Source organism: Streptosporangium sp. NPDC005286 (assembly GCF_040607515.1).
Lineage (GTDB): Bacteria > Actinomycetota > Actinomycetes > Streptosporangiales > Streptosporangiaceae > Streptosporangium.
The window spans coordinates 1-18,328 of the sequence record NZ_JBEXGU010000182.1 but is presented as its reverse complement, the minus strand read 5'-3'; the positions used below and the strand labels follow the sequence as shown (position 1 = coordinate 18,328).

The 18,328-nt window shown below is 68.3% G+C and carries 16 protein-coding genes and 2 pseudogenes; 6 read left to right on the top strand and 12 right to left on the bottom strand.

Annotation, left to right across the window (positions count from 1 at the left end):
* Positions 1 to 87: 87 nt before the first annotated feature.
* The 5 genes and pseudogenes from ABZU75_RS39190 to ABZU75_RS39170 form a co-directional block, all read right to left on the bottom strand.
* Positions 88 to 834 carry a hypothetical protein gene (locus ABZU75_RS39190; RefSeq protein ID WP_350917098.1) on the bottom strand — a complete coding sequence of 249 codons (747 nt, stop codon included), beginning with the start codon at positions 832 to 834 and terminating at the stop codon, positions 88 to 90.
* Between the two features lie 125 nt (positions 835 to 959).
* Positions 960 to 1,457 (bottom strand): annotated as a pseudogene (locus ABZU75_RS39185) (sugar phosphate isomerase/epimerase family protein); the annotation flags it as partial.
* Positions 1,458 to 1,608: 151 nt separating this feature from the next.
* Positions 1,609 to 2,403, bottom strand: coding sequence for an ABC transporter permease (locus ABZU75_RS39180; protein ID WP_355566087.1), 795 nt, complete (start codon positions 2,401 to 2,403; stop codon positions 1,609 to 1,611).
* The gene (locus ABZU75_RS39175) at positions 2,400 to 3,272 is read right to left on the bottom strand and encodes an ATP-binding cassette domain-containing protein (RefSeq protein WP_355566084.1); all 873 of its coding nucleotides are present in this window, start codon (positions 3,270 to 3,272) and stop codon (positions 2,400 to 2,402) included. Before ABZU75_RS39175 ends, ABZU75_RS39180 begins: the two co-directional genes overlap by 4 nt.
* Positions 3,269 to 3,625, bottom strand: coding sequence for a hypothetical protein (locus ABZU75_RS39170; RefSeq protein ID WP_355566081.1), 357 nt, complete (start codon positions 3,623 to 3,625; stop codon positions 3,269 to 3,271). The genes ABZU75_RS39175 and ABZU75_RS39170 overlap by 4 nt, the downstream gene beginning before the upstream one ends.
* Positions 3,626 to 3,684: 59 nt before the next feature.
* Here ABZU75_RS39170 and ABZU75_RS39165 point away from each other — a divergent pair, with 59 nt between their 5' ends.
* Together ABZU75_RS39165 and ABZU75_RS39160 are read left to right on the top strand one after the other, a co-directional pair.
* Complete coding sequence (locus ABZU75_RS39165; RefSeq protein ID WP_355566077.1) at positions 3,685 to 4,074, top strand: GntR family transcriptional regulator; 390 nt, start codon at positions 3,685 to 3,687, stop codon at positions 4,072 to 4,074.
* Positions 4,071 to 5,129 (top strand): hypothetical protein, encoded by a 1,059-nt coding sequence (locus ABZU75_RS39160; protein WP_355566075.1) that lies wholly within the window; start codon positions 4,071 to 4,073, stop codon positions 5,127 to 5,129. Before ABZU75_RS39165 ends, ABZU75_RS39160 begins: the two co-directional genes overlap by 4 nt.
* Positions 5,130 to 5,271: 142 nt before the next feature.
* On the opposite strand, the gene ABZU75_RS39155 is transcribed toward ABZU75_RS39160, so the two are convergent.
* Together ABZU75_RS39155 and ABZU75_RS39150 are read right to left on the bottom strand one after the other, a co-directional pair.
* A complete protein-coding gene (locus ABZU75_RS39155; RefSeq protein WP_355566073.1) occupies positions 5,272 to 5,544 on the bottom strand; it encodes a hypothetical protein in 273 nt (90 codons plus the stop codon).
* On the bottom strand, positions 5,517 to 6,518 hold the full coding sequence (locus ABZU75_RS39150; RefSeq protein ID WP_355566070.1) for a HAMP domain-containing sensor histidine kinase: 1,002 nt from the start codon (positions 6,516 to 6,518) through the stop codon (positions 5,517 to 5,519). Before ABZU75_RS39150 ends, ABZU75_RS39155 begins: the two co-directional genes overlap by 28 nt.
* Before the next feature lie 742 nt (positions 6,519 to 7,260).
* Between ABZU75_RS39150 and ABZU75_RS39145 the strand changes: the two genes are divergently transcribed.
* Positions 7,261 to 8,202 (top strand): DUF5996 family protein, encoded by a 942-nt coding sequence (locus ABZU75_RS39145; protein ID WP_355566067.1) that lies wholly within the window; start codon positions 7,261 to 7,263, stop codon positions 8,200 to 8,202.
* 107 nt (positions 8,203 to 8,309) lie between these two features.
* On the opposite strand, the gene ABZU75_RS39140 is transcribed toward ABZU75_RS39145, so the two are convergent.
* The 4 genes from ABZU75_RS39140 to ABZU75_RS39125 all read right to left on the bottom strand — a co-directional run bounded on the left by ABZU75_RS39140 (position 8,310) and on the right by ABZU75_RS39125 (position 14,368).
* Positions 8,310 to 8,828 carry a nitroreductase family protein gene (locus ABZU75_RS39140; RefSeq protein ID WP_355566064.1) on the bottom strand — a complete coding sequence of 173 codons (519 nt, stop codon included), beginning with the start codon at positions 8,826 to 8,828 and terminating at the stop codon, positions 8,310 to 8,312.
* 166 nt (positions 8,829 to 8,994) lie between these two features.
* The gene (locus ABZU75_RS39135) at positions 8,995 to 10,326 is read right to left on the bottom strand and encodes a xylan 1,4-beta-xylosidase (protein ID WP_355566061.1); all 1,332 of its coding nucleotides are present in this window, start codon (positions 10,324 to 10,326) and stop codon (positions 8,995 to 8,997) included.
* Positions 10,327 to 10,600: 274 nt separating this feature from the next.
* A complete protein-coding gene (locus tag ABZU75_RS39130; RefSeq protein ID WP_355566059.1) occupies positions 10,601 to 13,159 on the bottom strand; it encodes a PKD domain-containing protein in 2,559 nt (852 codons plus the stop codon).
* Positions 13,160 to 14,191: 1,032 nt separating this feature from the next.
* Positions 14,192 to 14,368 carry a hypothetical protein gene (locus ABZU75_RS39125; RefSeq protein WP_355566057.1) on the bottom strand — a complete coding sequence of 59 codons (177 nt, stop codon included), beginning with the start codon at positions 14,366 to 14,368 and terminating at the stop codon, positions 14,192 to 14,194.
* 264 nt (positions 14,369 to 14,632) lie between these two features.
* Here ABZU75_RS39125 and ABZU75_RS39120 point away from each other — a divergent pair, with 264 nt between their 5' ends.
* Complete coding sequence (locus ABZU75_RS39120; protein ID WP_355566054.1) at positions 14,633 to 14,923, top strand: hypothetical protein; 291 nt, start codon at positions 14,633 to 14,635, stop codon at positions 14,921 to 14,923.
* 190 nt (positions 14,924 to 15,113) lie between these two features.
* Here ABZU75_RS39120 and ABZU75_RS39115 read toward each other — a convergent pair whose 3' ends face one another.
* Positions 15,114 to 15,737, bottom strand: a complete 624-nt coding sequence (locus tag ABZU75_RS39115; protein WP_355566051.1) for a DedA family protein — start codon at positions 15,735 to 15,737, stop codon at positions 15,114 to 15,116.
* A 219-nt stretch (positions 15,738 to 15,956) separates the two neighbouring features.
* On the opposite strand from ABZU75_RS39115, the gene ABZU75_RS39110 reads away from it, so the two are divergent.
* Both ABZU75_RS39110 and ABZU75_RS39105 read left to right on the top strand, forming a co-directional pair.
* On the top strand, positions 15,957 to 16,553 hold the full coding sequence (locus tag ABZU75_RS39110; RefSeq protein ID WP_355566048.1) for a fasciclin domain-containing protein: 597 nt from the start codon (positions 15,957 to 15,959) through the stop codon (positions 16,551 to 16,553).
* Between the two features lie 517 nt (positions 16,554 to 17,070).
* Positions 17,071 to 18,328, top strand: a pseudogene (locus ABZU75_RS39105) (hypothetical protein); the annotation flags it as partial.

Here is an 18,328-nt window from a genome sequence, read left to right as displayed (position 1 = left end):
CGCGGGGTCCGGGCCCGCCGTCGTGACGTCGCGGGGTCCGGGCCCGCCGTGTCGTAGGGGAGCAGGAAGGAGGATCGGGACAGGCGGTCAGCGGGCGCCGGAGATCGGTTTTCCCTGCTCGTTGACCGGCGGGACGATGAGCTGACCGCGCAGCCAGCGGATCGTCCGGATGACTCCGTCTCCGTAGCCGGGGGAGTGCTGACGGCCCCGGCCGAGCTGTCGCGACACGTCCTCGGCCGCGCTCTCCTCCATGCCGAGGTTGAGTCCGGTCGGTCCGTGGATGGGACGCGGTGTGTTACGGACCGGGGACTTCCTGCGGGTGCCGAGCACCCACTCACACACGGCGATGGTCCCGGAGCACCACTCCCGCTCCCACTCGCCCGCCGCGTTCGGCCGGCCCGCATGGGCCAGTTCGGCGATCCGGCCGATCTCGGCCTCGGTGCGCAGGATCACGCCGCGGCCGCCGACCAGGTGTCCCCAGCCTTCCGAGGATCGGCGGCCGGGGATCGGCAGCCCGTCCTTGGCGCCGATCAGCCAGCTCAGGGTGCTGATGACCCCGTCGGCGGGGACGACCCGGCCCTCGCGCGGAACCCGCTCGGCGGCGTCGATCTCCGCGCGGGCCTCGGCGAGGGTGGGCGGGGATCCCGACGCCGGACGGCCGCTGATCGGCGCCTGCTCACGCTTGCCCAGGGCCCAGAGGATCGCCTCTCCCTGGCCCGAAGGGGCCGAGTCGGGGTTGGCGGCCTCCCACTCCCTGATCGCTTCCAGTACGGCAAGGACATGTTCCGGCGGCCGCTGTATGGCGGGGCTGGCTTCGCTCTCTGCGGTCGTCATACCCCTACCGTACGAGCAGCTGACATGTCACTTCACCGTGAAGCGGTAATCCGGGCCCGGCGAACGCGGTTTCCCCTGATTGGAACGCTCCTGTCGCCTCGGAGTCCGTTCTGCGGGCCCGCGTGTCATTCTCCGATGAGCTCGGCGAACGAGGACCGCACCCTGGCCAGGATCTCGTCGGGGTCGGCGGCCCACACGTCGGCGTTGAAGATCTCCACCTCGATGTCCCCGGTGTAGCCCGCCGCGGCCACCGCCTCGGTCAGCGGTGCGAAGTCGATCACGCCTTCGCCCATCACTCCCCGGCCGAGCAGCACGTCGGCGGGGAGCGGAGACAGGAAGTCGCACACCTGGTAGCTCGCGATCCGCCCCGAGGCCCTGGCGATCTGCTCCAGGACGTTCGGGTCCCACCACACGTGGAAGGTGTCGACGACGACGCCCACCTGCTCGGGAGGGTGCGGCTCGGCCAGATCGAGGGCCTGGCCCAGCGTGGACAGCACGGCCCGGTCGGCGCAGTACATCGGGTGCAGCGGTTCGAGGGCCAGCCTCACCCCGCGCTCGCCCGCGTACGGGGCCAGCACGGCCAGCGCCTCGGCGACCCGCTCCCGCGCGGCGGGCAGGTCACGGGAGATCGCGCCCAGCGGGCGGGCGGGGGCCCCCCCCCCCCGGCCCCCCCCGGGGCCCCCCGCCCGAGCTCCCCCCCGGCCCGGGGGGGCCCCGCCACGCCGGCTGGGAGATCGGCCCGGTGCTGGACCACCAGGTGTTCCAGCGGATCCTTCACGTGATGTCTCGCCTGAGCGGTGCTGCGACGGCGATGACGGTGGCGATCAGGGCATAGCCGAGCAGTACGGCGGCGCCGAGTGGCGCGGAGAGCAACGCGGTGGCCGAGGTGCCGGTCTGGCCGGCGATGGCGTCGGCCAGGTAGGTGAATCCGGTCAGCGCGGAGGTCGCGCCGCCCGGCAGGTAGGGGTAGACCGCCTTGACGCCGGGGATGAGCATGAGAACGGTCTCGATCATGTACAGGTAGGCGCCGACGGTGACGAGTGCCGCCACCTGGTTGCGCAGGATCGCGCCCACCGCTGCGCCGAGCAGGGTGTAGACGGCCATGGCCAGAGCGATGCGGGCCAGGAGTGCCAGGACGGTGCTCGTGGGCAGGCCAAGGGCGACACCCCTGAGCGCCGCCGCGGTGAAGAGGGCGCCGGCGGCGACGGTGCAGGCGATGAGGCCGTAGACGAGTCCGCCTCCGGTGTAGGTGAGGAGCTTGGCCACCAGCCAGGTCCACCGCCGGGGGGCGAACAGCGCCGTGGTGGTGATGGTCCGGTGCCGGTATTCGGTGGTCACCGCAGCCGTCCCGAGCAGGGCGGGGATGAACATGGTGAACCCGAGCAGGCCGAGCATGACGTGCACGCCTTCGGCCGTGTCCAGGCCCGGCATGGGCGGGGTGAAGTTCTCCGGCCCGATGAGCGCGAGCAGCCCGGTGAGGGCACCACTGCCGAGAGCGGCCAGCAGACCCCACAGCCACAGCCTGGTGCCGGTCAGGCGGCTCCATTCCGCCGCGATGAGAGCGATCATCGGTGGCCTCCGGTGAGATCGAGGAACGCCTGCTCCAGGGTGGGGCGTTCGGGGGTGATCTCGTGCAGTGCGATACCGCGGTCCGCCGCGGCGGTCGCGACCTGCGCGGTGGTCATGCCGTGGATGCGCAGGGTGTCCGGTCCCAGGATCTCCGTGGGGACCGTGAGGTGACTTCTGAGCCGCTCTGCCCGCGGTGACCGGACAAGCACGGCTGTCTTGCCGTACAGCTCGGAGATGGGGCCGGCGGAGATCAGCCGTCCCTGACGTATCACCACGATGCGGTCGGCTGTCTGCTCGATCTCGCCGAGGACGTGACTGGAGATCAGGATGGTGCGGCCCTCGGCGGCCAGGTCGCGCAGGAAGGTGCGCATCCAGGCGATGCCCTCGGGGTCGAGGCCGTTGCCCGGCTCGTCCAGCAGGAGCACGTGGGGGTCGCCGAGCAGGGCGGTGGCCAGGTTGAGGCGCTGGCGCATACCGGTGGACAGGGTGCGGGTGGCGCGGCCGGCGAAGGCCGACACCCCGGTCAACTCGGCGACCTGCAGGGCGCGGACTTTGCCGTACCCGCCCATGCGGGAGTAGATCCGCAGGTGGCGCAGGGCCGTGTGGGCCGGGTGGAAGCCGGAGCCGTCCAGTACCGCGCCGACGGTCGCCGACGGCCTGGCCAGGTCGGCGTAGCGCTTTCCGTCGATGACGGCGGTGCCGGAGGTGGGCGCGACCAGGCCCAGCATCATCCGCATGGTGGTGGTCTTGCCCGCGCCGTTCGGCCCGAGGAAGCCGGTCACCGTGCCGGGGGCGGCCTGGAAGGTGAGGTCGGTGACCGCGGATACCGGGCCGAACGCCTTGGTCAGGCCGCGTACCTCGATGCTCACTGCTGCACCTGCGTCAGCCGGCGCTGGATCTCCTTGGCGTCCTGGACGCCAAGGATCAGCTCGTCGACGCCCGCCACCCTGTGCTTCAGGACGATCCGCACGCCCGGAACGCCTCGGCGGGCGGCCACCAGCCGCTTGACGCCGCTGAAGGACGTCCACGTGCCGACCTTGGTGTAGCCGCTGACCACCAGCCCGGAACGCAGCCCCTTGGCCGCGGCGAGCGGCTGGTCGAGGTGGTGTACGTCGGCGATCGCCTCCAGGGGCACGTCCACCTGGCCGGCCCTGACGAACGGTCGCGTCCACGGCGGAAAGTGCACGCTCAGCGTTCCGTCGTGAATCCGTACCTGGATCATGCTGCCTCCTTGGCAAGTTGTATCTGTTCTATTAGTTCTATATCAGATAGAATGTCGATGTGCACCTGACACTTGACCTGGACAGCGAGGTCCCGATCTACCAGCAGATCAGGGACCGGGTCGTGGAGGCGATCGCCCGCCGGCAGGCGCGCGAAGGCGACCCACTACCTTCGACACGGCAGCTCGCCGCGGACTTCGGTATCAATTTCCATACCGTGAACAAGGCCTATGACCTGCTACGACAGCAGGGCATCATCCGGATCAACCGCAAGAGCGGCGCGGTCATCCGCCGCGATGCCGACACCGGCCCGCCCGAGGCCGGATTCATCGACGACTGGGAAGAGAGAATGCGGGTACTCCTGGCGGAAGCCACCGTTCACGGCCTGGACCGCGACGACGTGATACGACGCTGCGAGGCGATCGTGGCCGGCTTCGGGACACGGTCATGATGCTGTCCATCGCCGCCGACCTGGCTCTGGTCGCGCTGGTCACCTGCCTCATGCTGGTGCTGCCCGCGCTGGCGCGGCCGACGCTGCCGTTCGGGGTGCGGGTGACCGCCGAGCGGGCAGGCGACCCGGCGATCGTCACCCAGCGGCGCAGCTACACCCGCCTGGTCGTCGCGGTGGCCGCCGTCGCCGCGGTGGTCTCGATCCTCACAGGGCAGCCGGCGGTGACACTCGGGGTACTGGTCGCCGCCGATCTGCTGCTGTACTACCGCGCCCATCTCAAGGTCCGCGCCGCCAAGAGCGGCGGGGGATGGGCGGGCGAGCGGCGCCAGGGCATCACCATGGACACGACCTTCCGCACCGACCCGGTCCGCGTGCCGTGGGTGTGGGGGTTGCCCGCCCTGGCCGTCGTGCTGCTCACCGCGGGGATCGGCTGGTGGTCGTCCAGCGCCGTGGCCGGATGGTTCGAGCCTGTGTTGTCCCAGGTCGGGCTCACCCTGCTGGTCGTCGTCGTGATCCTGATCGTGTTGCGTGCCCGGCCCGACCTCGACGCGGCCCGGCCCAAGTCCTCGGCTCGCCGCTACCGCATCTACCTGCGCGGTGTGGCCACCTTGTCGCTGCTGTCCGCCGCCTGCCTCAATCTGAGCCTGCTCATCTGGGCGTTGCGGCAATGGGGGGTCGTCGGGAATACGGTCGGGTGGCTGGTGGCCGGGTGCCTGCCGTTGGTCGCCCTGCTCGGCGGATGGCTGGTGTGGGAGACGAAGGTCGGCCAGGCAGGGCATCGCCTGCCCGCCCTGCCCGATGAACAGGAGGAGGACACTGGGATGGCGCAGCGCGACGATGACCGGTACTGGTTCCTCGCGGGCACGATCTATGCCAACCGGCGGGACCCCGCCCTTCTCGTCCACGCCCGGCTGGGCTCCTCCAGCTGGACGCTCAACCTCGGGCACCCCATCGCCTGGCTGCTGCTCGGCTTTGTCGTCATCGGCCTCGCCGGGCTCGTCCTGGTCACCGTGTTCGGCGGCATCGACCTGCCACAGAAGCGCGGCATCCTCTGACCGCCAGAGCCGCTCGGCCGGGATCCGAGGGCGGGGTCGCCACCCACTCCTCGGCCGGGCACTCCTGGCGGGTGAGCCCCAGCAGACGCCCCCCAAGCAGGGGCGTCCTGGGGGAGTCATCCCATGACCGAGCGGACACCGCCTACCTGATCCCCGCCGCGCCCTTCGGGCAGATCTCGCGGTAGGACGATTCGGGGATGAGTCTCGTCCACTCCTCCCTTGAGAGAGTGGTTCCCACCCGGGCGCAGAGCGTGGCGGCGGCCTGCTCCGGATCTGTGGGAAAGGTGGAGAGCCAGGTCTCCTCGTCCTCGGTCCTTCCGGTCGTGTACAGGGCCGACCCATCGGGGGCGAAGGTCACGTCACCTCCCAGGGTGGTCAGCAGGAGACCTAGCTGGTGCCGGCTCGCGACGTCCACACCGATCTCATCTCGCCGGTTTCACCCGGCGGGTCGATGGCGGGCAGCCGGAGCACGAAGCGGGCGCCACCGGCTGCGGAATCCTCGACATGGATGGTGCCGCCGTGCGCGTGGGCGATCTCGCGTGTGATCGCCAGACCCAGCCCGGCGCCGCGCGGGTCGACGCGGCGCGACTTCTCGGACCGGGCGAAGCGCTCGAAGATGCGCTCCCGCTCAGCGGGTGGGACGCCGTCGCCATCGTCTTCGACGGTCACCTCGGCGATGTCGCCGTCGCGCCGGACTCCGACCGTGATCGATTTCTTGACGTGTCGCTGCCCGTTGTCCAGCAGGTTCGTGAGAATCCGGGAGATCTGGGTTTCCACGCCGTTGACGAACACACCGGATTCAAGCCGAAGCCCGGCCGGAACGCGGTCGTGCCGCCGGGCGACGTACTCCTTCACCACTACCGCCATGTCCAGCGGGCGACACGCCGCTGATCCGCCACTCTGTTCCGCGCGAGACAGCGTCAGGAGATCATCGATGATCGATTCAAGGCGGTCGACTTCGCGTAACTCCCGGCGGAGCAGGTCGTCCAGGTCGGTCTGCCCGCCATGCAGCCGTGCCTCCTCGATCTGCACGCGAAGGGCGGTAAGCGGGCTGCGTAGCTCATGTGAGACGTCGGACGCGAACCGGTACGCCTTCCAGCTGCGCTCAAGGGCGCTGTTGATGCCGTGGGCGAGCCGGTTGATCTCCTGCCGGTCCGGGAACTCCTGGATCCGGCCCTCCGGGTGACCCTCGTTGATCTCGTCGAGGCGGTCGCAGATCCTCCTCACCGGGCGCAGCGTAGCCGTGACGATGCCGCGCATCCTCCAGCCGGCGAGCGCCATCGGCATGATCGTCTGGGCCGCGAAGAGGATGCCGAGCAGGCCTGGGACGACAGGCCCGAGGACGCGTCGCGCCGCGTGAAGGACAGGGGAGTCCGGAGCGGACCGCACGCGGGCAGCCCCTGGTGCGACGGGAGCAGGGCCGACCGATCCGGGCGGGATCATCGGGCGGGAGGCCTCCGGGGTGTGCCGGAGGCGTGCCCCGGGCGGCCGGCGAGCTCGGTACCTCATCGCCCGGCTCCGCGACCTGGAGCGGATCGACGCCCAGGGTTGTCGGACCGTCCCGCATGGACGCCGTGGGCGAGGGCCGTGGCGGCTTCCGTACCGGGGTTCCACCGGGACATCGCGATCCGGCCTCGGACGTACGCCGCCATGAGAACGTCTCCCGGCGCCAGTACCAGTGTCGCCAGGGTGGTGATGAGAATGGCGAGCCACACGCAAGTCGACTGTGCGGGAAGCAGCACGCGCAGGCCGGACATACTCGTGGCCGATACCCCCGATAAAAGGGCGTACTCACTGCTATAAAAGGATTTGCCTACTCTTTATAAAAGATTTCCTATATGACTCTTTGTCGGGTGCCGCACGGATACGCGGTGGGTCACCTCGGACAGGCCGGAGAGGCGGCATCCTTCCAGGGGCCGATCCAGCGGACCAGGCCATCCGGCGGCAGGCGGCCCGAGGGGATCGCGGACCTGCCGCGAGGCGCGGGCGCGGGGCGCCCCGAGTTGCTTCCGCGCCCGCTCCGGAGGGCCTGGGACTGCCTGCAGGTGTTCCCGGCGCGGCCCGGTGAAGATCTTGCTGTTTGTGGTGCCGGCCGGGTCTTTGATGTGCATGTCGAGGGAATGGTGGCGTCATGGAGTTGTTCGCCCCGATACCGCTGGACGAGTGGCGGGACACCAAGGCCACGCTGCACCGGTTCTGCCAGGTGGTGGGCAAGGTCCGGCTCACCGCCGAGGTCCGGCGCAACCACTGGTGGAACGTGCCGTTCCATCTCACCGGCAGAGGGTTCACCACCCGCCCGATGGGACAGGCGGACGGCAATCCGATCTTCACGATCGACTTCGACTTCGTCGGCCACCAGCTACTCGTCACCGAGTTGGACGGCCGGGCGGTGTCCTTCCCGCTCTACGGTCAGTCGGTGGCGTCCTTCTACCAGAAGGTCATGCTGGCGCTGGCGGAGCTGGACGTGCAGGTGGATCTGGACAGGCCGTGGCCGTTCGACCTGCCCGACTCCGGTCGGCCGTTCGTCGAGGACACCGAGCACGCGGCCTACGACCCTGCCATGGCCAATCGCTACTGGCAGGTGCTGAGCCAGGTGAACCTGGTGCTGGAGGAGTTCGCCGCGGGCTTCTCGGGAAAGATCAGCCCGGTGCACCACTTCTGGCACACCTTCGACATCGCCTGCAGCCGTTTCTCCGACCGCCGGGTCGACCAGCCGCCCTCGGTCGACTCCGTGACGCGGGAGGCCTACTCGCGGGAGGTGATCAGCTCCGGTTTCTGGTTCGGTGACGACGCCTTCCCCGAGCCCGCCTTCTACTCCTACACCGCCCCCGAGCCCGAGGGGCTGGAGAACGAACCGCTCAGCCCCGAGGCCGCGGAGTGGATCGAGCAGCGAGGCAGCCATCTGGCCGTGCTGCGCTACGACGACGCCCGATCAGCGGCCGACCCGCGCGCCGCGGTACTGGCCTTCTACGAGAGCGCCTACCAGGCCGGAGCCCGGCGTGCCGGTTGGGACATCGCCTGGCTCGCCTGCCCCGGCGGGATCACCGACCCGCGACTGAGAACCGGACCCTGACCGGCATCACCGTCCTCGGCACCGGCGATGGCAGCCGCAACGTGGAGGCGCTGCCCGACATGACCCTTCGCTGGACCCCGCACAGCAGCCGGTGAGAAGGCAGCCGCTCAGGGGCCGATCCAGCGGACCAGCTCGTCCAGCGGCAGGCGGCCCGAGGGGATCGCGGACCTGCCGCGAGGCGCGGGTGCGGGGTGACCGAGGGAGATCGCGGTCCTGACCTGCCACGGAGCCTCGACGCCGACCATCCGGCCGGCCCGCTCGGCGTTGGAGGCGGGGAAGAACGAGGCCGGGCAGCTTCCCAGGCCGAGGTCGTGCGCGGCGAGCATGAGGCTCTGGGCGGCCCGGCCCGCGTCGAACTCCGCGTCCTCGCCGCCCGTGCCGTGGTCCACCGCGAGCAGGACGACCACGGGAGCGGCGGCCAGGTGAGCCGCGTAGCCTCCCAGCAGGCTCAACCTCTGCTGCAGGCCGCGGTCCCTGACCACGACGAACCTCCACGGCTGGCGGTTGCGCGCCGACCCGGTCCAGCGAGCCGCCTCCAGTACCCGCACGATGTCGCCCGTCGGCACCGGTGTGTCAGCGAACCACCGGGTGGCCCGCAACGGCCCGCTCCTCTGCCCCACGCTCATCTCCCCGATCCCTCACAGCGTCCTGCGCTCATCATCTCGAAAGACCGGTTCGGCCTGGACGATCGTTCCGCCGTGAGCAGGCGCGGCGGTGGGGCTGGAAGGCCGGTGGCATCCGTACGCCGATCACGGCCCCGTCCGGGATGTGTCCGGCGGCGACGTCCTGAGGCTAGCGGTCGCTCCACTTGATCTCGTAGGGCTGGAGGGCGAACGACTCGCCGTCCACGGTCGTGGTGATCTTCGCGTCGGTGGTGTTGACCATCAGCAGTCGCCGCGGCTGCGCGAGCACCCGGACCTTGGGGTCGGAGGAGGTGATGTGCTCCAGTTCGGCTCCGGCCGGGAACCAGGTGGTGAAGTCGGCCACCAGCTTGCCGGTCGGGAGCTCGGCACCGGTCCGCGGGTCCCACATGCAGCCCTGGCAGGTGCCCTCCTTGACCTGCGGATTCCAGTACAGCGCGGTGGCGGCGCCGCTCTTGGCGAACTCGATCATCGAGGCGGCCTGGACGGCGAGCCGCATCGGCTCCGGCCAGGTGGTGTTGTCCTCGGGGACGAAGTACCACTCCGACCACCAGACCGGCAGGTCGCCGGTCTTGTCGCGCAGCCAGGTGGTGACCGCGCTGAACTTGCTCAGCGCTCCGAACGCGTCGGGCAGCAACTCGTGGGCGTCGGTCAGCGAGGCGCCGTCGACCACGATGAAGTCGGCGCCCTTCTTGTTCTCGAACCAGTAGTTGAAAGCGTCCAGGGCGTTCTGGTTGACGACTCCCCAGGTGCCCCGCAGCTCGGACTTGCCGGTCCTGTTGCTGTCGAAGCCGAGGTAGGGGCCGCCGATCTTGGCGTCGGGCCGGACCGCCTTCACCGCGTCGTAGACCTTGTTGTAGAGATCGGTGTAGCCCTTGAAGTCCGCGGGTTTGGAGTGGTCCTTCCAGAAGCCCTTGAACTCGTTCCAGACCATGAAGTACTCGACGTCGCGGTACTTCGCGGCGACGGTCGCCGACAGCTTGGCGAAGTCGTCGAAGTGCTTGGGGTAGGGAGCGTCCTCCAGGTGCTCGGCCCAGGCCGAGTCCTCGGTCGGGCCCTCGGGGCCGCCCTTCATCCAGTCAGGGGCGCAGCAGAGCGTGATGATCTGTGTGCCGCCGGACTGCCTCATGAGGTTCGTCCGGCTGTCCAGGTCCTCCCAGTAGAACTCCTGCGGGCGCGGTTGGGGGTTGAGCGCCCCGAACCCCATGATGTGCTGGTTCTGCAGCATCGGGGTCTGGGCGAGCCTCCGGCTCACCTCCTGCTCGAACTGCGGGGTGACGTTGTTGGCGCTGACCCCCGTGTGGGTGAACCCCCAACGAGGCCATGCGGGGTCCACCGCCGGCGCTTTCTGGATCTTGCTGTTGGACGCCGCGGTTGAGGGGCCGGCCGCCGCCGTTGAGGGGGCGTCGGCCTGTCGCGCGTCGGGAACCGCCCGGTCCGGAGTGCCGCCGAAGGAACAACTCGCCGCCAGCATCGCCGTCATGACGGCTCCCGCGGCTGAGGCGACCGCCCGTCCAGGACGCCACCATGTCGATCCCCCAGTACTCGATGCCACCTGGTCCCCACTCGATCTTCGTCGTCTGCTTTGCCCAGAGCGTTCCACAGGCCGAGTAAAAGCGGTGTATGGGGATGTGGTTCGCAGGCAAACGTTATGACGGATCCGAAAGGCGGGCGTGCTCGCCGGTCACCGCGGTACGAGAGCCCGCCCCGGACGCCTTGATCGGCGAACGAGGCGGGCCCTCACATCAGATCAGCGGTCAGTTGTGCACCTGCACCGATCCCGCGGTGATCTCTTGGGGATCGGCCAGGTCCAGGTCGTACTCCAGCGAAGGCCGGTTGTCGTAAAGCTTGGCCCGTACCGGGTAGGCCCCGGTCTTCAGGTCCCACACCACGAGCCTGAGCCGTCCGGGATCGTAGCCGTACAGGACAAAGCCTCGCCCGTCCGCCGTTTCGCCCTTCACGGCGAGCCGGTCGTCGGTGGTCACCACCAGCCATTCGAGACGGTCCGATCTGATCTCGAAGTCCGTTCCCTGCACGCGGACGGTGACCTTGCCGTTGCCCGGCTCGGGTCCCTGGTCGGCGGGCAGGTACTTCGGGTTGAACTGGAAGTGTGCCTTGCCCTCGATGGGTGCGGGCGAGACGAAGTGGCCGCCGCCGGTGGCGAATCCGGCGTCGGGGTCGTAGGCCACGACCATGGTCTGCCGGTTCCTGGTACCCAGGTCGTCGTCGGTGACGGTGACGCTGATCGTGTACATGCCGGGGTGGGCGTAGCGGTGCGTGCGGTCGCAGCGCTTGCCCGTGGCGGCGAACTCCTCCCTGACCCCGTCGTCCCAGACGACCACGCAGGTATGGGTGTCGTTCGTGCCGGGGTCGCTGACCGGCACGGTGACGGTGACGTCGGTGCCGGCGCGGTAGACCGACCACGGTTCGGGGCCGAAGCCGTTGAGGTCGGCGGCCGCCGAGCCGCGCAGCGAGCCGCCGGAGCCGGAGACCCTGGGGGCGACGTTGCGTACGGTCACGCTCGCGCGGTCACTGACCGGACCGTTGACACCGTCGCTGGCCGTCAGCGTCGCCACGAACTCACCGTCGTCGTTGCACGTGACGGTGGTGCGGGCGGCGTGCGGTTCGGCCACCACGCAGGCGGCGCCCGCGTCGGTGCCGGAGACGGGGCTCACGGTCCAGGTCAGGGCGGGTGTGGACTCGCGGTCGTGGGCGTAGCCGTTGAGCGTGATGCGGGCGCCCTCGTCACCGGTGACATCGGGCCCTGCGTTGGCCGTGGGCGGTTCGTTGACAGGGGCGGGTAGCGAGCCACCGCTGCCGCCGTCGGTGATGTTCACCCAGAACTCGTCCTGGACGGGCGCGTTGGGGTCGGTCGAGGTGTGCAGGATGCGGTCGCCGGTGTAGTAGGCACGCAGCCTGCCGCCCGCGACGGAGTTCTGCCGCTGCGGTACGGGCCGGACCGAGAAGTCCCAGTCGGGGTGTGCGGCGCCCTCGATCGTGGAGGCGAAGGGGTACTCGTCGCACTGCTCGGCGGGCGGCTGGGGTGGCGTGGGCAACCACAGGTCGAAGTACCAGTCCCGCTCGGTGCCGGTGCGGTAGCAGGCGGCCTCCTTGTGCGCCTCGTTCGACCTGGCGACCGTGGTGTTCGCGGGGTCGTAGCGGTGCAGGCCCGGGTCGCTCTCGCTGCCCAGCCGGCCGGGCATCTTCTTGTCGCGCGGGCTTGGCACGCCCGGCGGGACGAGTAGCGGGTAGGTGTCGTTGGGGAAGTCCTGGGCCGTCTTGATGTGGAAGGCGACCAATTCGAGATCCCTGTCGCCGGTGGAGTAGGTGATGTGCGGGAGCACCTCGCTGAAGACGCAGGCATTCGGGGCGTGCTGGAAGTAGCCGGCCGAGTCACAACGGATCATCCGGTCAGGAGTGTGGATGTCATCGATCATCTTGAACTCCCCCTCCTCGCCGGAGGTCAACCTGATGAACCACTTGTGGTACAGCACCTTGTCCTGGTAGCTGGACTGGTCCTCATGGGAGTAGATGTCCCACTTGGCCCAATCTCCGCGATCCCAGTCCCTCCAGGTGCGGTCGATGCCGGAGAACGCGCCGTGGCAGTAGGTTGGCGACTCCTGGCAGTCACCGACCGCGACGAAGGACTGGCCGGGCGCGGTGACCCAGTTGTCGATCAGGCCCCAGTCGTAGTCGACCGAGTCCTTCTCGATCCTGAAGTAGATCCGGGCCTTGCGTGTCTGGTTGCTGGACAGGCCGATGATGTTGTACTTGGCCTCGGTCGTTCCTTCGTGCTCCGGCGGCTTGTTGGTGTAGATCTTCCAGTAGTCGAAGATCATCGTGCCGCGCTGGCAGTACTGGAACCTGTTGTGGATACGGCCGACCGCGCTCTCCGCGCCCGGCAGCGACAGGCAGGTGTCGACGAAGCCGCTGTCAGGCTCGTCCGGCGGCTCGGCCAGGGCCGCGATCCTGCCCGCTTCCTCTTCGCCGTCACCGAACTCGGCGGAGTCGCGGTAGGACTTCTGACCGGTGGCGACCGCGACCTGCTTGGCCTCGCGCTGTGCCTGCTCCGGCGTGAGCGGCTCGGTCGCCTTCGCGACCTTGGTCCGTAACCGATCCGCGGTAAGCGTGGTCCCGTCGGCGTACCTGAAGCTGACGCGGACCTCGCGCTCGGTCTTTGGCTCCTCGGCCGCTGCGGGCGTGACCGAGGGGGTGACCTGGGATGACTCTGCGATGGCCGGTGGCGTGAGTGCTGCCCCCAGCACGACCACCAGCGCTAAGACCAGGATTTTTCGCTTCGAGCGACGTTTTCCCATGTGCCGTCTCTCTTCAGTTGAAGAAGATCAGTAAACGAAACGGCATCAACGTAACATTGATGATTTTGGTCATCAATACATGATTTTTCAGTATTTGATGTCGACTGTCAGTCGGTAGGTGAAGGGTTTCGGCCCACCGCTGGACAGAAGACGTCTCCAAGCCACCCGAAGAACATCAACCCTGAGAGTCCCGCGAGTCCGCCGCGGCGCGGAAGCTCTCCGTCAGGCGCCTGAGGCCCGGTTCGACCCGCTCCGCCGGGACGGCAGGGGCCTCGGCGGCGTGACCTCAGGCGGCGGTCGCCTCGATGGTGATCGGGGACGGTGACGACCTCGGCTCGGTCGACGCATCCTGCCGTACGGCTCCCGTGATATCGCGTTCGGCGCATTTCAGGGAATAGGGCCGTAGTAACTGGCACTTTAAGTTGAATTGTCTACTCGCACATAAAATGCGAAGAAGTCCCGTCGGGATGGATTTGATTTTCCCCGAAATGCCATCTGTTTGCTGACCCGAAAACGGGGGGCGCGTTTTCCTTTTTGGTGTGCGGGTATTTCCGATTTGGATCACTGGAAATGATAAAAAATCGGATTCTCACTGCAAGGGGAAATGCGTTGACTCCTCATGGGAACGGGTCGGCCGGGGGTCTCGTTGGCCGCCGTCTCTTGAAGTGTGCCGTCGTCGTGACCACGGCGGGGACGGTGCTGTTGAGCCAGGCGCCGGTGAGTGCGATGGCTGGGCCTGTGCCGGGCACCTCTGCCGGAGCGGTTGCCAAGGGTGGCGGTCCCGTCGCATCCGTCGACCACCGCGGGGAGTGCCGCCACGGACCTTGCCGCCGTTGCGGCCGTTCGTGCCACCGTTGTCACAGATTCTGCGAGCGCGGACGGCGGGGACGTAAGGGGATACAGGGTGTTCCAGGACCTCGAGGTCCGGAGGGTCCGGAAGGTCCCGAGGGTGAGCGAGGCCCGATGGGTTTCCCCGGACCGCAGGGTGAACGGGGCCCGGAAGGTAGGAAGGGCCCACAGGGTGATCCGGGTTCAGCAGGTCCTGCGGGTCCGCAAGGTGAGAAGGGTCCTGCGGGTTCGCAGGGTGTGCGGGGTCTGCAGGGTCTGATAGGTCTGCAAGGTCCGGCTGGTGCTCAGGGGTCGGCGGGTGAGAAGGGTGCTCAGGGTCCTGCGGGTGCTCAGGGTCCTGCGGGTCCTGCGGGTGCTCAAGGCGAGAAGGGCGGGAAGGGAGACCAGGGCGAACAGGGTCCTGCGGGTGCGGTGGGGCCGGCGGGTCCTCAGGGTGAGGAGGGTGAGGAGGGCGACCCGGGCCCGCAGGGTCCCCCGGGGCCGGGAATCGATATCGACTCGGCTTTCAATGACAACACCGAATACCTCGGCTATGTCCCCGGCGACGGCCGGACCCTTCTCCGGGATCCGAGAACCACTCCGAACTGGCACGACCTCTCGTCGGTGGCCGGTTACCCCGGCAACGTGGTCGGTGTCACTCTGGCGGCGTTGGGAAGGCGCCTGTACGTCACCGTGCTGAGCAACAACGGCAGGGTCGCGCAGACGGCGTGCGTGGTCAACACGACCCCCGGCAGCGGGGAAAACCCGGCATGGCCCGGCAACTGCGGTGCCTTCGCTTATCTGACGCCGCCCACGGGGCGGACGGCCGGGACGCGGATCAACTGGACCGTTTACGAGGACGCGGACGAGGACGCGGACGGGAAGCGGCTGAGAACACGGAAGCAGCCGAACACCGCGGGGGCACGGGCTTCCTGAACCGTCCTGTGACGCCGCAGGCGGATGATCACGAACATCCTTTCGTGATCGTCCGCCTTTTCGGTTACCAGGGAGGCCGACCGTCCGGCCCCTCAGCCGTCGTGGCGGTCCTCGAAGGCGGTGAAGGCCGCCTCCTGCCTCCCATCGGCTCCAGCCTGGTCGCCTACCATGGTCGACACGCTTTCCGGTGTCACCGGCGGTCGCGGCGGCGGCGTAGCAGGTGCCGGGCGATCAGTACGGCGGCCAGGACGACCAGGGCGAGGAGCAGGTAGGTGAAGTAGCGGGCGATCTCGTCGTACACCTCGCCGATGTAGTTGCCCACGGTGTATCCCAGCACCGTCCACGCCGTGACCCACAGCGCCGCGCCGAGGGTGTTGAATGCCAGGAAGCGGAGCCAGGGCATGCCGATGGTGCCCGCGACGATGCCGTTGACCTCGCGCAGTCCCGCGATGAAGCGGGCGACGACGACGACCTTGCCGCCGTGTTGTTCGAAGAACCGCTCCGCCTTCTGGAAGCGTTCCGGGGGCAGCAGGACGTAGTGGCCCCAGCGGCGGATGAAGGCGCGACCGCCGGTGCGGCCGATCAGGTAGCCGAGGTTGTCCCCGGCCACCGCGGCCAGCACCGCGATCGGCACGATGGCGGCGAGGTGCAGTTGCCCGGCCCCGGCGTAGATCGCGGCGGTGAGCAGAATCGTCTCCCCGGGGACGGGAATGCCGAAATCCTCCATGAAGATCAGCGTGCCGACGGCCAGGTAGCCGTAGTGGTCCAGCAGTGGTGCCAGGTGGGCCAGCGGGCCGGGTAGCGGTGGAGCCATACTGTCACTCTATGAGTTTGTTTGATTACTCTGTGCCCTGATTCGGTGTGGGGGTGACCTGGGGTGCCGTCTTACTGGTGAACATTCTGATCTGTTTTAGGCATTTAATGGCTATATGCCCGATAGATGGCTATTTGGGGGGAAGGTGGCCAGTGAGCAGGCGGCATGAACCGCCGGGGCGTATAGCCGGCGGCTCATGCATCCGAATCAGGAGGTCCCATGAAGAAGGAACTTCTCGTCTCCGGGCTGAGCGTGCTGATGTTGAGCGCGCTCCCTGTCGCCGCGGGGGCGGCCACCCACTCCGCGCCCACCCCGACGCCGTCGGCCGCCGTGAGCGGCAAGCCGGTCGGCCCCGGCTGTTCGGCCCTGCCGGCCACCGGCAAGGGCAGCCTCAGCGACGCGGCCAGGGACCGGGTCACCACCGCGCTGGCCCACAACCCGGATCTGTCCACCCTGAACACCGCCATCAAGGACGCGGGTCTGACCAACAAGCTCTACAACGCCAAGGACATCACGGTCTTCGCCCCCAACAACGCGGCCTTCAGCCAGTTGCCGCCCGGCACCCTCAAGAAGCTGCTGGCCGACAAGAAGCAGCTGACAAAGGTGCTGACCTACCACGTGGTCGAAGGCAGGAAGACCCCGTCACAGCTGGTCGGCGCGCCGCTGAAGACCATGCAGGGCGGCCAGATCACCGTCAAGGGCTCGGGCCAGAACTTCATCGTCTCCGGCAGGGCCAAGGTGGTCTGTGGCGACATCGGCACCAAGAACGCCACCGTCTACATCATCGACAAGGTGCTGATGCCCCGCTCGAAGTGAACCCGTGGGCGCTCGCGGTGACCATGAATCCTCGCCGGCTCTCCGAGGCAGCATGCCGGTGAACGTGGCTCACCGCGTCGGCACGGACACTCCGTGCGCCGGGGCCGAGTCTGGAAACCGTCCGGAGGGTCCCGTGCGGGCGGGGTGCCGCCGGTCGGAGCGCACACCGACGCCCTGGGCGCGGAGATCCGCGTCCGGTGGCGGGCTGTGCTGCGGCCGGTCACCCGGCGAGAAGGCAGCAGCGGAGGCAGAATTACCCTCAAACCACCTTAAAGGCGACAAATTAGATTATATCCGGCAAAATTTGAGGTTGAGAGCTACGGCGGCTACATCTCAAAACATGTACCTTATGTATAAATTTCATATAAATTTTACCCTAAAGTTGTTGGATGCGTAGAATGCATTGATTTGGGGCCTTGACGAAGATCTATCCTCTGGTGAAGATTCTTGCCAATTGCGTACTTTCTGCCGGGCTGACCCAATACCCGGAGGCGTGCGCCAACTGGAGGCATCTCTCATGAGGAGTTCCCTCAATGGCAGGAGGCTCGGCCGTGTCGCGGCCGTGCTCGCCCTTCCCATCGCCCTGAGCCTCGGCTCGCTCCCCGTTCTCGCCGAGCCGTCCCCGCCGGCCAGCGAGGTTGTCCCCGACCGTCAGTCCAGCACCGAACAGAACGGCGTGGCGCTGCTGCGCGTCATCGTCCCCGACGAGGCCGGCATCGACCGGCTCAACTCCCTGGGAGTCGACCTCGCGGAGTACAAGAAGCCCGTCGACGGCGGGTTCGAGATGCACGCGATACTGAGCCCAGAGGAGGCTCAGAACCTCCGCGATCTCGGATTCAACATAGTCGGCAAGATCTCCGACCAGACGGAGGTCGCCGATAACCTGATCCAGCGGCGGGGCGCCGTCGCGGCCGAGATCCAGGCGGCGGCGGAGGTCGACACGCTGACCCCGCTCCGCGCCGAGTGGTTCACCAGTCTCGACGACCAGAACTTCCTGTCGATCGAGGTGAAGTCGAGCGCCATCGACGCGGCGACGGTGCTCACCGTCACCTGGGACAGCGGCAAGGGGACGGCCCCCGACTCGGGCGGCACCGCGACGATGTCGCGTTTCACCGACGCCGGCCAGTACATGTACCACCGGTTCAGCTCGCCGCTGGCCCTCACCGCGGTTCCCACCAAGGCCACGATCACCAGCAACCGCGGCGGTACGGTCACGGTTCCGGTGACCAAGTGGCTGGGTGAGAAGCGCAAGGCCCCGAAGAAGCACTACGTCGCGGACTTCGTCGACCGTTACATGGACCCCACCGAGGTGACCGACCGGATCTCCGGCCTGGCCCAGGAGTTCCCGAAGATCTCGCAGATCGTCAATCTGCCGTACAAGACGAACGGCTACCGCCGGCAGGCGCAGGCCCAGTTCGGCACGGTCGCGGCGAGCACGCTCTACGTGACCTCCAAGGCGTACGGGCACGAGGGCGGCAACGACATCAGCGTCGCCCTGGTGAAGCCGGACGCCGCCTCGGCCGCGCTGAGCGTCTCGGTGAGCGGCAAGGACGTCGTGGTCAACCTCGGCACGAACGAATCCTCCGCGATCAGCAGCACCGCCAAGGCGGTGGTGGACGCGCTCAACGGCAACGCCGCGGCGTCGGCGCTGCTGACCGCCGCCACCTACCGGGGCAACGCCGGTGCCGGTCTCGGGGGGGGGGCGCGGGGGGGGCGCGCCCGCGGGTCCGCTAGCACGCGGGGATGCAAAAAAAGAAAAATAAAAAAAAAGGGTG